11 protein-coding genes are annotated in these 14,563 nt (G+C 63.1%); 9 read left to right on the forward strand and 2 right to left on the reverse strand.

Going from position 1 to position 14,563, the window contains the following annotated elements:
- A complete protein-coding gene (locus KBA48_RS19570; protein WP_292909467.1) occupies positions 1-1,425 on the forward strand; it encodes a caspase family protein in 1,425 nt (474 codons plus the stop codon).
- Between the two features lie 218 nt (positions 1,426-1,643).
- Positions 1,644-2,927 carry a tol-pal system protein YbgF gene (gene ybgF, locus KBA48_RS19575; protein ID WP_292909469.1) on the forward strand — a complete coding sequence of 428 codons (1,284 nt, stop codon included), beginning with the start codon at positions 1,644-1,646 and terminating at the stop codon, positions 2,925-2,927.
- A 175-nt stretch (positions 2,928-3,102) separates the two neighbouring features.
- On the opposite strand, the gene KBA48_RS19580 is transcribed toward ybgF, so the two are convergent.
- Together KBA48_RS19580 and KBA48_RS19585 are read right to left on the reverse strand one after the other, a co-directional pair.
- On the reverse strand, positions 3,103-5,718 hold the full coding sequence (locus KBA48_RS19580; RefSeq protein ID WP_292909471.1) for a TonB-dependent receptor: 2,616 nt from the start codon (positions 5,716-5,718) through the stop codon (positions 3,103-3,105).
- A gap of 291 nt (positions 5,719-6,009) precedes the next feature.
- Positions 6,010-7,518, reverse strand: coding sequence for a cache domain-containing protein (locus KBA48_RS19585; protein ID WP_292909473.1), 1,509 nt, complete (start codon positions 7,516-7,518; stop codon positions 6,010-6,012).
- 243 nt (positions 7,519-7,761) lie between these two features.
- Between KBA48_RS19585 and KBA48_RS19590 the strand changes: the two genes are divergently transcribed.
- From KBA48_RS19590 to rplD, 7 genes are all read left to right on the forward strand, one after another.
- Positions 7,762-8,790, forward strand: coding sequence for a glycoside hydrolase family 3 N-terminal domain-containing protein (locus KBA48_RS19590; RefSeq protein WP_292909475.1), 1,029 nt, complete (start codon positions 7,762-7,764; stop codon positions 8,788-8,790).
- A gap of 192 nt (positions 8,791-8,982) precedes the next feature.
- Complete coding sequence (locus KBA48_RS19595; RefSeq protein WP_292909477.1) at positions 8,983-10,689, forward strand: ABC transporter substrate-binding protein; 1,707 nt, start codon at positions 8,983-8,985, stop codon at positions 10,687-10,689.
- 81 nt (positions 10,690-10,770) lie between these two features.
- Positions 10,771-11,748 carry an ABC transporter permease gene (locus KBA48_RS19600; protein WP_292909479.1) on the forward strand — a complete coding sequence of 326 codons (978 nt, stop codon included), beginning with the start codon at positions 10,771-10,773 and terminating at the stop codon, positions 11,746-11,748.
- 3 nt (positions 11,749-11,751) lie between these two features.
- Positions 11,752-12,654, forward strand: coding sequence for an ABC transporter permease (locus tag KBA48_RS19605; RefSeq protein WP_292909480.1), 903 nt, complete (start codon positions 11,752-11,754; stop codon positions 12,652-12,654).
- The gene (locus tag KBA48_RS19610) at positions 12,651-13,478 is read left to right on the forward strand and encodes an ABC transporter ATP-binding protein (RefSeq protein ID WP_292909481.1); all 828 of its coding nucleotides are present in this window, start codon (positions 12,651-12,653) and stop codon (positions 13,476-13,478) included. Before KBA48_RS19605 ends, KBA48_RS19610 begins: the two co-directional genes overlap by 4 nt.
- Positions 13,478-14,383, forward strand: a complete 906-nt coding sequence (locus tag KBA48_RS19615; protein ID WP_292909483.1) for an ABC transporter ATP-binding protein — start codon at positions 13,478-13,480, stop codon at positions 14,381-14,383. Before KBA48_RS19610 ends, KBA48_RS19615 begins: the two co-directional genes overlap by 1 nt.
- Before the next feature lie 48 nt (positions 14,384-14,431).
- Positions 14,432-14,563: 50S ribosomal protein L4 (gene rplD, locus KBA48_RS33050; protein WP_367273853.1), on the forward strand; the 132-nt coding region annotated here is incomplete at its 3' end.

Raw genomic sequence — 14,563 nt, forward strand, 5'->3', positions numbered from 1 at the left:
ATGATGCGCAGGGTCGCAACCGGGCTGATGCTGGCCGTGGCGGCGCTAGCGGGACCGGTCCCTGTCGCGATGGGACAGGATCGCGGTCTGCAGCGCATCGTGACGATGGCGGGGGAGGAGGTGGTCAGCTACGCCTCCAGCCATGCGCTGGTGATTGGTGTCAGCCGCTACAGCGCCGGCTGGAACCCGCTTCCCGGCGTGCGGGAGGATGTGGCGGCGGTCACCACGGCGCTGAAGGCGCAGGGCTTCGAGGTGGAACAGGTTCCGCTCGACCTGGACAAGGCCGCGCTGGAAGCCGCGATCGAGAATTTCCTGCAACGTCACGGATATGGCACCGCCAATGAACGCAAACGCCTGCTGATCTATTACGCGGGCCATGGCGAAACGGTGAAGGTGCATGAGGTCCCGCTGGGCTTCATCGTTCCGTCCGACGCCCCGCGCCTGGATCGGCAGAACCCGGCGGCGTTCCAGGCCAAGGCCATTTCCATGAGCCGCATCCTGGCCTGGACCGAACAGGTGGCGGCCCGGCACCTGATGTTCATCTTCGACAGTTGCTTCTCCGGCACCCTGTTCAACAATCTGAACCGGGGACCGAACCAGCCGCCCCCCGCCATCAACCGCTGGATGGCCAAACCGGTGCAGCATTTCATCACCGCCGGCTCTGCCGATGAAATCGTCCCCGACCGCAGCGCCTTCCGCCGCAAATTTGTTCTGGGCCTGGACGGCGCGGCGGATTTCGACAATGACGGGTTCATTTCCGGCACGGAACTGGGCTATTTCCTGCAATCGCAAGTCCCCATCGACAGCCCCCAGACCCCGCAGCAGGGCAAGGCCCGCGGCGTCAGTGACGGCGAATTCCTGTTCGTCCTCCACCGCCCGGCACTGCCCCGCATCACCGGCCCGACCGCGCGTGAATTGCGAGACGCATGCCTGGCCCATGCATCGCCCGACAGCGAGGACAGAGTGGGCAAAGGGGTTGCGTTCTACGATCTAGACGGGGCGGCCGTGGTGGCGGCTTGCGAGCGCGCCCTTGCTGCCAATCCCGATGACGCGGCGATCATGACGAACATGGGAAGGGGCAAGGGGCGCCTGATGGATTTTGACGGCGCCATGTCCTGGTTCAGGAAGGCCGCCGATAGGGGTGACGCTACAGCCAAGAATAATATTGGGTCACTCTATTACAACGCCTGGGGGGTGCAGAGGGATTATCAGGAAGCCATGCGATGGTACAGGAAAGCGGCCGATAAGGGGCACGCCCCGGCCATGAACAATATCGGCGCACTTTATCACAACGGCTGGGGCGTACCAAAAGATCTGCCGCAGGCCCTATCCTGGTACCGCCAAGCGGTGAGTGCCGGCGAGACGGAGCATGCGGCAAAGAACATCAAGGCCCTGTGCAGCAGCGGATACCAACCAGCTTGCTGACGCCCGCCGCCGCAACGCTGGGACCATCACTTCCGCACGTCCAGGATCATTCAATCGGGGAACGGGGCATCATGCGCAAGATCGGGTGTGGCTTGCTGGTTTCGGCACTGGCCCTGCTGGCCCTTCACCCGCCTGCCACCGCACAGGATCGCGGGCTGGCGCGTATCCTGACCCCGACGGGGGAGAGTGTCACCGAATATGGTGAAAGCCATGCCCTGGTGATCGGCCTGTCCAACTATCGCCATCGGTCCTGGGCACGCCTGGGCGGCGTGCCGCGTGATATCGGGCTTGTCTCCGATGCCCTGAAACGCCAGGGCTTCACGGTGGAGAGTGCCACTGACCTGAACCGCGAACAGATCCTGCAACGCATCGATAGCTTCATTGAGGCCCATGCCCGTGGTGCCGGCGGGCGGAAGAACCGGCTGGTGGTCTATATCGCCGGCCATGGGCATCTGGTGGAAAAGCAATATGGCGACAAGCTGGGCTATCTGGTGCCCGTCGATGCCCCGGCACCGGGTGACGGTTCATTCGAAAGCCGGTCGGTCAGTGTCGACGAGATCAATATGCGGGCACAGCGCATGGACAACCTGCACACCCTGTTCATCCTGGACAGTTGCTTTTCCGGATCGATCATCAGCGGGCAATCCCGTGCAAGCCTGCCCCCGGCGGTAGAGGTGAAGATGGGCCGCCCCGTCCGCTATTTCATCACCGCCGGGGAGGACGAGGCCACGGTGCCCGACAATGGCCTGTTCGCCCGCATCCTGGTCGAAGGCCTGGACGGCGACGCCGATGCCGGCGCCCGCGACGGTTTCGTGACCGGATCGGAACTGGGCAATTATGTGCAGGAACGCGTGACCACCCTCAGCAAGGGCACCCAACGCCCGCAATTCGGCCCCCTGGTCAATGAACGCCTGAGCAAGGGCGACATCATCTTCTCCGGGGCGGGCACCACGGCTGCGGCACGTGCGGTGAAGCCGCCTGCTCCGCAGGATGATGGATTCGCGTTGACGGAAGGCCAGTTGCAATCACGGATTAATGGGGAGGAAACACCATCACCCCTCTATTCCCGCAATCCGCCGGCCGCCGTCGGCACCGCAGGTCCCCAGAAAACGGAAAGTGCGTCCCAGGAACAATATGATGATGCATTCAACAAGTTGCGTAGAGGAGAATATCAACAGGCCACCGAAGCCTTCGCCATATTCATAAAGCAAAATCCCACCCATCCTTTAACGGCAAATGCCCAGTATTGGATGGGAGAATCATTGTATGTGAGAGCTCAATATCGAGACGCGGCGGTTGCCTTCGCCGAGGGCTACGAACTATTTCCCAAGAGCCAGAGGGCGCCCGATATGCTCCTGAAACTTTCGCTTTCACTGAGCGCTTTGCAAGGGTTCAGTGAAGCATGTGAAGCCATCAATACACTGCAAAACAGACATCGAAACGCCTCACCAATCATTCTTCGACGTGCAGACGAAGAACGGCAGAAGCTCAATTGCTCCTGATGGCGGGTTACCCGCCTTGGATCAAGATGTTATCCCAGCTATTTCCCATAACCCATCTCAAAAACAAAAACCCGGCCACCCTTGCGGATGGCCGGGAAAGGTTGGGAGATGCCTCGATAAGAGAGAGGAACCAAGGGGGCCTCGACAGCTTGAGGCCCCCGGTACGCGTACAGACTTAATACGAGAAGCGGACGCCACCGAAGAAGCGGCGGCCGTTTTTGTAGGCGGCGAAGGGCACGTCCCGGTTGCCGACATACTGGTACTGCGTCTCGTCCAGCAGGTTCTGGGCCTGGGCCGTCAGGGCGATCTGTTCGGTCACATTCACGGTCAGCGACGCGTCAAGCTGGTTATAGCTGTCATTGATCACCGAGGTCGCCCGGTTGACCTCGCGGAAATACTTGGACCGGTAGGAGTAGGTGACCCGCGCGCTGAACATCTCGTCTTCGTAATAAGGCGTCAGCGTGAAGGAATGCTTGGAACTGAACGGCAGGGCCACCGACGCATCGGCCGTCTCGCTGTCGGCATAGGTGTACGAGGCTTCGATACCGAAATTCTCGTAGATGTCGCCACGATAGGCCAGCTCGAAGCCCTTGATCTCCGCCGAACCGCCATTGCGCGGACGGCTGACCTCAAAGGCCTGCGGAACGGTGGTGCCGCCGGGGTTGGTCAGCGGGTTGGTGTCGGTATTGATCAGCATCTCCGTGCTGGTCGCACGATAGATGTAGGAACCGATATCCTTGTAGAACAGCGTGGCCGACACAAGCGACACCTTGTCGAGATAATACTCGATCGAGGCATCGAAATTGTTGGCGCGGTACGGGTCCAGATCCGGGTTGCCGCCGCTGGCCGTGTGCAGGGTGTTGTTGGTTTCCAGGAAGGTGGACAGGTCGGCATAGTTGGCGCGCGCCATGACGCGCGAACCGGACAGACGCAGCACCGTCTTGGAGTCCAGATCGAAGGTCAGATTGATGCTGGGCAGGAAGTCATCATAGGACTTCTTCAGCGAGATGGCTTCGATCTGCGAGGCCGGGACGATGGGCGGGCCGAACTGGCCACCCAGACGGTCGCGACGGCCTTCCGATGTCTGGTCGGTATGGACATAACGCAGGCCGACATTGCCGCGGAAGCCTTCCGTCTCGAAGCCCAACTGGCTGTAACCGGCCCAGATGTCTTCCGACACGGAGAACTGCGACGGCAGGTAATCGAAATAGGCAGCATCGACATAGCCTGCGGCGGGACGGCCCAGGAACCAGGTCTTCAGCTTGTCGGCGCTGATCGTGTTCCAGTTCTTCATCGTGTCATTGACATCGATGCCACCCAGATAGCCGGACGGGGTGGAACCCCCAACGAACCCATCGACCGGGGTGGCGGCACCGTTCACACGGCGCAGCTTGGCATCCTGCGTGGTTTCATGCGTGCGGTACTTCACGCCGAACTTCACATTGCTCAGCAGGCCCCATTCGACATCACGCTCGAAATCGGCCTGGGCATAGGTCTCCTCGTCCGAGGTCGGCTGCTGGCGGAGCTGGGCGAAGCCCAGGGTGGTGCCAGCATTGCTGGTGGACGGGATCTGCGGCGTGACGGAGGCCAGGCCGTTATTGCCCGAAATGTCGAAGCTGTAGCCGGTGAGCTGCTCGAACTCACCGAAATATTGCTGCTTGGTGCCGCCGGTCGACTTGGTGTAGCCGCCCTGGAAGCTGGCCTTGAAGGCATCGCCCGTATAGTCGAGCTTCAGGTCGGTGGCGTAAGTCTCGATCGTGCTTTCACGCGCGATGGCGTCCAGCAGCATCAGGCCCGCCGTCGGCGTGCCGGCATTGGTGTAGGAGCCGGAGACGACCACGCCGTCCTTGACCACGGGATTGTTGGACGTACCCCGGAAATTATTAAAGTAGTACCGGCTCTGGTTGAGGTTGTCGTAGGTGCCCTTGACATAGAGGCCGGTGGCATTGATTTCCAGGTTGTCGCTGGGCTTGGCCTGGATGGCCAGCGTGCCGCCCGTGCGCTCACGCTTCTGCTGGAACAGGGCGGAGTTGATGACGTTTGGCATGATCGCCTTGGTGCCATTGGCCAGGGTCACCGTCGGGTAGCCCAGGCTTTCGAAACCATCACGGCGGATATTCTGTTCCTGATGCGTCACCGACGCCAGGACACCGAAGGTGGAGCTGTCGTTGGACCAGGAGATCAGGCCCGAGGCGTTGGGCGACCCCTTGTCCGACCGGTCATTATAGGCATATTCCAGGGACGCGTTCAGCGTCAGCGGGTCCAGGTCCAGCGGGCGGCGGGTGTGCAGGATGACGGTGCCGCCGATGGAACCTTCGTCGATGCGGGCTTCCGGCGACTTGTACACTTCCAACTGGCCGACCACTTCCGGCGCCAGCATGGAATAGTTGAAGGTGCGGCCCGGCGCATCCAGGATGAACCAGTCGGTAGAGGCCACGGTCTGGCCGTTCAGCAGGGTGCGGTTCAGGGCCGGGTCGGTGCCACGGATGGCCACGCGCTCGCCTTCACCGAAATCACGGTCGACCTGCACGCCCGGCAGGTGGGACAGGCTCTCTGCGACATTCTTGTCGGGGAACTTGCCGATATCCTCGGCGGAGATGGCGTCGACGATGGCGTCGGCGAAACGCTTGGTATTGATCGACTGCACCAGGCTGGCGCGGATGCCGGTGACGACGATCTCGTCCAGCGTGCCTTCCGCCGCCGGAGCGCTCTGCGCCTGCGCCGTCGCGGCGATGGCCATCATGGCGATCGCGCTGGCGGTACCACGCATCAGCATTTTCTTGAACTGCATGACCTGTGCCTCCTCGTAAGCCCTGTTCCCCGTGCCTTGGCGCTGTCGCTGGCACGATATCCGTTGCGGGTTCCCCGATGCGTCGGGTGCTCCCGGCTGGTGGCCTCAGGAAAGCGGAACGCAGGATTTGCGAAAGGTCGGTTCCGGCAGAACGCCGAAAATGACGGAAAAAGACGGAATTTTGTTTCCGATTTGGGGTTGGAACTGTAACATTACATTGTCTCTATTGGAGTCGCGGGTGGGACCGCCGGCAGGATGGCCCTGACGGTCACAAAAACTGTTCTGGTGGGATCACACCCGTTCGGCCTGGCGCAGATGCTGTTTCAGGCGGCCCAGCGCCACCGACAGCGCCTCACGCTCCCCCTGGGGCTCCCCGCAATGGCGCATTACATATTCGGCGGTGCGCACCACATCGCGCCAGCGTGGGTTGCGGGGCAGCGTTTCAACCAGCAGATATTTGTCCAGCGTGCGGGTCTGCAGCGATGACCGGTCCATATAGACGCGCCACAGCCCGCTTTCCTCGGCCAACTCGATCTTCCCCTTGCGCTTGGCCTTCTGCCAGTAATCCAGCGCCAGGGTCATCACATCGACCAGACAGCGGCGGTACCCCTCGTCCGCATCCAGGGCGGCGGCATGCTCGCCCTCCTCCGCATGCTCATGATGTTCGGGTTCTTCCGCAACGGGCACCGGCGGTGGGGGTGCTGCTGCCGGCGGCGGTTCGGCCCGTTCCACCGGCACGACGGGCACGGCCACCGGCGGCGCCACATCCAGCGGGGCGGATGGCCCCACCGGCACAAAACCACCGGTTTCCACCGCCGCCGCCGGCCCCCGGATTGACCGCAGGAACAGGGTGATGGCGCCAAACCCGGCCAGCAACAGCAGCCACCTTATATAATTGAGACCGCCCGCCAGTGTGGCGCCATCGGACAGCACGAGATAGCGCCAGCCCCCATCCTCCAGCACCCTTACCTCCTGCCGGGACCAGCCTTTCAACTGGTCAGGCGCAGGCGCGCTGGTCACCATGTTGCCGGCCCCGTCCAGCAGGGCAAAACCGATGCCGTCCTGGGTCAGGCGGGCCAGCCGTTCCTGAACCTTGCCAATGGGCACCCGGAACACCACCACGCCTTCCACCGTGCCATGCCGCACCACGGGCCGGCCCAGCAGCATGCCATGCGTCTGATCCAGCGGCAGGGGCTGGGTCAGCACCATCACCTGTTCAGGTGTCTGCGCCTGCGGCAGCCGCCCCATCACCTCGCGAAACAGGGTCCCCAGCGCCGAATCCCGTTGGCGTGCGGCGGCCAGATCGGCGCCGAAGGCGGCATCCTTGCGCAAGCTGTAGACAACACGGCCGAACCGGTCGATCAGGTACAGATCATCAAAGACGGTGGAGACCAGAAGATCACGGAAACTGGCGTGAAAGCGGTCATGGACCGCCGCATAGGCCGTCAATGCGGCGGGAATTTCCGCCGCCGGCGCATCGCCCGGCGGATATGTCGCGCGCAGGATGGCCGCCGCCCGCTCCGGATCGGGCGAGATCTGTTGAAAGGCCGACGCGAAACCGTAATAGCGACCGACGGAATAGCCGATGAAGCTGGTGGAAGCGAAGGCCGAGCTTTGGCTACGAGCACTCTGGACCAGCGTTGTCAATTCCCGGTCAACGCTGCGGTTGGCATTGTCGATCTGAATATCGACCTTGTCATCCACGGCCATGGACAGGAAAAACAGCGCAGCCACCAGCACAGCGACAAGGGGCCCACCAAGTTTCAGGGCCGCCTTTACATCGGGTCTGGAAAATCCCACCTTCAGAGCCCCCTGGCGTCTTTACCGCGCATTGTGCTGTTCTATGGTTTCGGTGTGTTCACCAGGGACATACAACGCCATCCCCCGCACATGCCCGTCACCATACCGTCAATTTCGTTGATCCGGCAAGGAGGGCTTGATCGGATCGGCGGGCAGGATCAAGGCTTTGCGCGGAGCCTGGGCATTCGCGCAACAGTCGCGGCCGGGGCCCCCTTCCCGGACATCACCGCAAGGTTTGGCATCATGGCTTCCCCCGCCCCGTCGCGGCCCCTGGCCGTCATTTTCGGCGCCCCCGATCCGGTTCTGAACGGCGATCAGAAGGCATTCTATCGCGATGCCAACCCGCTGGGCCTGATCCTGTTCAAGCGGAACTGCGAAAGCCCCGATCAGGTCCGGCGCCTGTGCGATGATTTCCGCAATGCCGTGGGCCGCGAAGACGCCCCCATCCTGATCGATTTCGAAGGCGGCGAACATCAGCGGATGGAACCGCCCGTCTGGCCGGCCTTCCCTGCCCCTGCCGCCTTTGGCCGTCTTTATGCCAGGGATGCGCTGGCCGGCTTACGCGCCACCCGCCTGAACGGGGCTGCCATCGGCACCTTGCTGCGTCAGCACGGGGTGACGGTGGATTGCGCGCCGCTGGCCGATGTGCCCGTCGCCGGGGCCGATCCCGTGATCGGCGAACGTGCCTTTGGCAGCGACCCGGAGGTGGTGACCGTGCTGGCCCGCGCCTTCATGGATGGCATGGCGTCGGTCGGTGTCACGCCGATCATCAAGCATATTCCCGGTCATGGCCGCGCGCTTGTGGACAGCCACAAGGACCGGCCCTTTGTCGATACCGACCTGGCGGAGCTGGACCGCACGGATTTCCTGCCCTTTGCCCGCCTGAACCGCACCGCGCCCTGGGCCATGGTCGCCCATGTCGTCTATACCGGCGTGGATGCACAGAACCCGGCCACCATTTCCAAGGATGCGGTTCAGATACTGATCCGCGACCGGATCGGCTTTGATGGCGTCCTGATCTCCGACTGCATTTATATGGAAAGCCTGGGCGGGACCCTGGCCGAGCGGGCCGCCGCCGTGCAGGGTGCCGGCGTCGACATCGTCCTGTCCAGCCATGGCGACGTCGATGAATGGACCCCCATTGCCGCTGCCGTGAAGCCCCTGACCGACGCGGCAGCCGCCCGCCTGGCCCGCCCTCTGCCGCCCGCCGGGGCCATGGTGGATGTGGCGGCGACGTTGGAAGAAATCACCGGCTTGCTGGCCCTGACGTGATGTGAACGTACATATGGACGGATTGCCGGGTAACAATCCGTCCATTTGCAGCAAAAACCCCGCCGATAATGGCGGTGAACAACGAAATCAACGAAGTTGAGTGTAGCCCTGCCGGGTATGTCTGCCCGACAGTCGTGCAAACGGAACAGGCCCGAAACAAGGGGGCCGGCCGGGACAACAGGGGTCAACGGGATGAAGTTTTTCCGCAACCTTGCCGCCATCGCGGCGCTGCTGCCGGCAACGGTGGGCGCGAATGTGGCGGGGACAACAGAGGCGATGGCCCAGGCCGCCCCGCTGGACAACCCGTCCACGCTGACGGTCGTGGCCAATTTCTCCACAGGCTGGGTGCGTAACTTCAACCCCTACAACGAAACCACGCGGCTCTACAGCGCGCGGGAATTCGCCTACGAACCCCTGATCATCTTCAACACCCTGCATAATGGCCGCCCGCATTACCGGCTGGCGACGGGGTATGATTTCTCCAAGGACCTGTTGAAGCTGACCTTCACCCTGCGTGAAGGTGTGCTCTGGTCCGATGGACAGCCCTTCACCGCGCAGGACGTCGTCTTCACCTATGAGATGTTCAAGCGCTTCAAGGCGCTGGACACGCTGGACATCTGGGAACGGCTGGCCGCCGTCGAGGCGCCGGACGCCCATACCGTCATCTTCACGCTGAAGCGCGTGAACGCCAACAGCCTCTATGAACTCGCCCGCATCCCGGTGGTGCCCAGGCATGTCTGGTCGAAGGTGGTGGACCCCGTCACCTTCACCAATCCCGATCCCGTGGGCACCGGCCCGATGACGGAGGTGCGGCGCTTCACCAACCAGCTTTATGTTCAATGCCGGAACCCGCATTACTGGGACGCCGCCAGCCTGAAGGTTGATTGCCTGTCCTTCCCGCAGATCGGCAATAACGAACAGCTTCTGGCCGCCGCCCGCAATGGCAAGCTGGACTGGTTCGGCGCCTTCATGCCGGATATTGAGCGCACCTATGTTGCCGCCGATCCGGTCCATCACCGTTACTGGTTCCCGCCCGGCGGTACAGTGGCCGTGAATTTCAATTTCGACAGCCCGAACCCCGGCAACCGTGCGGCCTTCCGCAACGTGAATTTCCGCCGGGCCGTCAGCATGGCCATGGACCGCCGCGCCATCGTGGATATCGCGGGCTATGGCTATCCCATCGTGAACGAATATGCCTCCGGCCTGGGCCGTCTTTATCAGGATTGGGTGAACCAGGACGCCGAACGCCAATTCGGCAGGTACGCCAAGTATGACAAGGATGGTGCCCGCGCCCTGCTGGCCGAAAGCGGCTTCCGCGACGTGGATGGCGATGGCTATGTCGATAATCCCGATGGCAAGCCCATCCGCTTTGACATCCTGGCGCCCAATGGCTGGACCGACTGGGTGAACACCACCCAGCTTGTCGTCGAAGGGTTGAACGCCATCGGCATCAATGTCCGCGTCTCCACACCCGAACCGGCAAGCTGGGCGCAGAAGCTGATCCAGGGCGATTATGACATGGCCATCAATGGCTATTTCACGGGCGAGACGCCGCACCGTTCCTACGATACCGGCTTCCATTCCCGCTTTTCCGGCAAGACGCGGACGGCACCGACGCGGTTCAACAATCCGGAACTGAACGCGGCCCTGGACGCATTTGTGGCCACCATCGACCCGGATGAACAGCGCCGGTCCATGGACAAGGTGCAGATGATCCTGGCCGCCAACACGCCCTATGTGCCGCTGTTCAGCAATCCGATCTGGTACGAATACAACACCAAACGTTTCAAGGGCTGGTTCAACGCCGATAATCCGGTGGCCCGGCCCGATGTGTTCGACGGCACGCCGGAACGGCTGCTGCATCTGCTGGCGCTGGAGCCGGTGAATGGCGGCGGCTGATCCATAGGGGCCGCCCGGCCCCCCATCGAACCCCTTACATCCGTTTTCCTTCAGATCTTCGGTTTCGGGAGAGGACCCCCCATGGCCTTCCTTCTCCGCCGGGTCGGATTCTATGTCGCCGCCTTTATTGTCGCCGCGACGTTCAATTTCCTGATCCCGCGCCTGATGCCCGGTAATCCGGTCGACATCATGTTCGCCCAGGCGGGCGGCACCCTGCCGCCGGAAGCCCTGGCCGCGCTGAAGGAGACCTTCGGCTTCATCGACCAGCCCTGGCCGGCGCAGTTCGTCACCTACCTGAAAAGCGTCTTCACCTGGGACCTGGGCCTGTCGGTGAAGTTCCACCCGCTGACGGTGAACGAGGTGCTGCTGCGGGCCCTGCCCTGGACCTTGATGCTGGTCCTGACCTCCTCGCTGATCGCCTTTGCCATCGGGTCCCTGGCCGGCATCCTGGCCGCCTGGCGGCGCGGCGGGTCATTCGACAGTATCGGCGCCCCCATCGCCCTGATGATGCAGGCCATGCCGCCGCTGGTGACCTCGCTGCTGGCCTTGTTCCTGTTCGCCATCTACTGGCCGGTCTTCCCGACAGGATACGCGTATGAGCCGGAGATCGATCCCGGCTTCACCCTGGAATTCTTCTGCTCCATCTTCAAGCACGCCTTCCTGCCCATCGTCACCATGGCCCTGGCCCAGGTCGGCGGCTACCTGATCACCATGCGCAACAGCATGATCAACCTGCTGGGCGAGGATTATATCGTGCTGGGCACGGCCAAGGGCCTGTCCGACAGCCGCCTGCGCATGGCCTATGCCGCCCGCAACGCCCTGCTGCCCACGGTCACCAGCTTTGCCATGACCCTGGGCGCGTCGTTCGGCGGGGCGCTGGTGACGGAGGTGGTCTTCAACTATCCGGGCCTGGGCTACACCCTGTTCCAGGGGATCACGGCGCGCGATTACCCGCTGATCCAGGGTCAGTTGCTGATCATGACGCTGGCCATGCTGACGGCCAATTTTATCGCCGACGTGCTTTACGTCGCCCTCGACCCCCGTCTGCGGAAGGGCTGATCCATGCGCGGCCTGCTTAAAACCCTGCTCGCCAACCGGAAGGCCGCCATCGGCGCCGCCATCGTGGCCCTGTTCATCCTGGTGGCGCTGGCCGCCCCCCTGGTGGCGCCGTTCGACATCAACCAGCGTGTGGCCAGCCCGCATGAGGCGCCCAGCGCCGAACATGTGATGGGCGCCACCCGCATGGGCCGCGATGTCCTGTCCCAGACCATCCATGGCACACAGACCAGCCTGATCGTCGGCTTTGCCGCCGGGCTGCTGGTGACCGTGCTGGGCACCGCCATCGGCGTCACCGCCGGCTATTTCGGCGGCAAGGTGGATGAGGTGCTGAACCTGTTCACCAACATCTCCCTGGTCATCCCCAACCTGCCCTTGATGCTGGTGCTGGCCGCCTTCATCGGACAGACGGGGCCGTTCGTGATTGCCCTGATCATCGGCTTGACCAGCTGGGGATGGGGGGCGCGCGTCACCCGCGCCCAGACCCTGTCCCTGCGCCAGCGTGATTACATCCTGGCGGCGGAGATGCTGGGTGAACCCGCCTGGCGCATCATCACCTTCGAATTGCTGCCCAACCTGATCTCCATCATCGGCTTCAACTTCATCGGCTCCGTGCTTTATTCGGTGATCACGGAGGCGACGATGGAGTTTCTGGGCCTGGGTGACCCGATGGTCGTGTCCTGGGGCACCATGCTCTATCACGCGCAATCCACATCGGCCCTGCAGGTGGGGGCGTGGTGGGAAATGGCGGCACCCTGTCTGGCGCTGGTGATCTTCGGGTCGGGCCTGTCGCTGATCAATTTCGCGGTGGATGAAATCGCCAACCCGCGCCTGCGCACCCTGCGGGTGCCGGCCAAGGTGCTGGCGGCCCTGACCAACCCCACCTCCAACCAAGGGGGCCGGGCATGACCGAACCCATCCTGTCCGTGCGCGATCTGTGCGTCGATTACGCCACACCGAACGGCCTGTCCCGCGCCGTCAAAAACGTCACTTTCGACATTGCTGCCGGTGAAGTGCTTGGTCTGGCTGGAGAATCCGGTTCCGGCAAAAGCACCGTCGCCTTCGCCATCGCCCGCCTTCACCGGCCGCCGGCCTTCATCACGGGCGGGTCGATCACGCTTGCCGGCACCGATGTCCTGGCCCTGAATGACCGGGAATTGCGGGCCTGGCGCTGGCGCGACCTGTCGGTCGTCCTGCAATCGGCCATGAATGCGCTGAACCCCGTCCTGCGCGTTTCGGCGCAGTTCGCCGACATGTTCAAGGCGCACGGGGTATCGCGGAAGGCCGATATCCGCGCCCGTACCGCCGACCTGCTGCAGATGGTCGGCATCAAGCCCGACCGCATGGATGATTACCCGCATCAATTCAGCGGCGGCATGCGCCAGCGCATCGTCATCGCCATGGCGCTCGCCCTGCGGCCCAAACTGGTGGTGATGGACGAACCCACCACCGCCCTTGACGTGGTGGTACAGCGGGAGCTGCTGGAGGAAGTGGCGGCGCTGCGCCACAAGCTGGGCTTCTCCGTCCTGTTCATCACCCATGACCTGGCCTTGATGAGCCAGTTCTGTGACCGGGTGGGCGTGATGCTGCGCGGGCAGTTGATCGAACTGTCGACGCCGGCCGCCATGATCGCGGACCCGCAGCAGGATTATACGCGCCGCCTCTGGGCCTCCATCCCGCCCCTGCACCCCAGGCCCGGTGAGACGCTGGTCCGCATGAAGGAGACGCCGTAATGAATGGTTTGCCGGAACTGGGCACCCGCCCCGTGCTGGAGGCGCGCGGCCTGACCATGCGCTTCGGGTCCTTCTGCGCGCTCGACAGCGCCGATTTCAGCCTTTATCCCGGCCGCGCCCTGGCGCTGGTCGGGGAAAGCGGATCGGGCAAAAGCACCTGCGCCAAGCTGCTGACCCATGTGCTGACGGCCAGCGCCGGCCATATCTTCCATGCCGGCCGCGACGTCACCAACCTGACGGGCCGCAAGGCCGTGCTGCACTATCGCTCGGCGGTGCAGATGGTGTTCCAGGACCCGTTCGCCGCACTCAATCCCGCCCACACGGTCGACCATCACCTGACCCGCCCGCTGGCCCTGCACCGGCCCGACCTGTCGGTGGCACAACGGCGCGAGGCCGTGGCCGACCTGCTGCGCGCGGTCGATCTGGACCCCGCCATCACCTTGCGCAAGTATCCGCATGAGATGAGCGGCGGGCAGCGGCAGCGGGTGAACCTGGCCCGCGCGCTGGCCGTCAACCCGTCGGTCGTGATCGCCGATGAACCCACTTCCATGCTGGACGTGTCCATCCGCCTGTCGGTCCTGGACACGTTCCGCGACCTGAAGCGGGAGCGCGGCATCGCCATGCTCTACATCACCCATGACATCGCCACCGCGCGCTATGTGGCCGAAGAAACCGCCGTCATCTTTCGCGGCCGCATTGTGGAACGCGGCCCCACGGCCCAGGTGATTGACAGCCCCCGCCACCCTTATACCCGCCTGCTGCTGGCCGCCGTGCCGGAAGTGGGCAGCCCGTTCGGCGAGGGCAACAGTCTGGCCACCCTGGCAGCGCAGGTGCGCGAAAGCTGCGACGGGCCGGGGGAATTGCGGGAGGTGACGCCGGGCCATTGGGTAAGGGCCGCCGCCTAGAGCGTGGGTTCGTAAAATCCCTTTCAGGTTGATAACATTTTAGATAAAATGTCCGGAAATAAAAGAGCAGCAAATATGTATAAAGGAGGAAGAACATTTGCTGCAAGGCCAAGAGATATGTATTTTTCCTTGAATAAAAAGTTGAGATTATTTGGATTGAAGTCGATGTTGTCATATAAG

Source organism: Niveispirillum sp., from assembly GCF_017996735.1.
In the GTDB taxonomy this organism is placed as follows: Bacteria; Pseudomonadota; Alphaproteobacteria; order Azospirillales; family Azospirillaceae; genus Niveispirillum.

Coding starts and splice junctions, on each gene's coding strand:
- KBA48_RS19580 (WP_292909471.1), bottom strand. CDS start 5,718: ATGCAGTTCAAGAAAATGCTGATGCGTGGTACCGCCAGCGCGATCGCC.
- KBA48_RS19595 (WP_292909477.1), top strand. CDS start 8,983: ATGAAGTTTTTCCGCAACCTTGCCGCCATCGCGGCGCTGCTGCCGGCA.
- KBA48_RS19590 (WP_292909475.1), top strand. CDS start 7,762: ATGGCTTCCCCCGCCCCGTCGCGGCCCCTGGCCGTCATTTTCGGCGCC.
- KBA48_RS19615 (WP_292909483.1), top strand. CDS start 13,478: ATGAATGGTTTGCCGGAACTGGGCACCCGCCCCGTGCTGGAGGCGCGC.
- KBA48_RS19600 (WP_292909479.1), top strand. CDS start 10,771: ATGGCCTTCCTTCTCCGCCGGGTCGGATTCTATGTCGCCGCCTTTATT.
- KBA48_RS19610 (WP_292909481.1), top strand. CDS start 12,651: ATGACCGAACCCATCCTGTCCGTGCGCGATCTGTGCGTCGATTACGCC.
- KBA48_RS19605 (WP_292909480.1), top strand. CDS start 11,752: ATGCGCGGCCTGCTTAAAACCCTGCTCGCCAACCGGAAGGCCGCCATC.
- KBA48_RS19570 (WP_292909467.1), top strand. CDS start 1: ATGATGCGCAGGGTCGCAACCGGGCTGATGCTGGCCGTGGCGGCGCTA.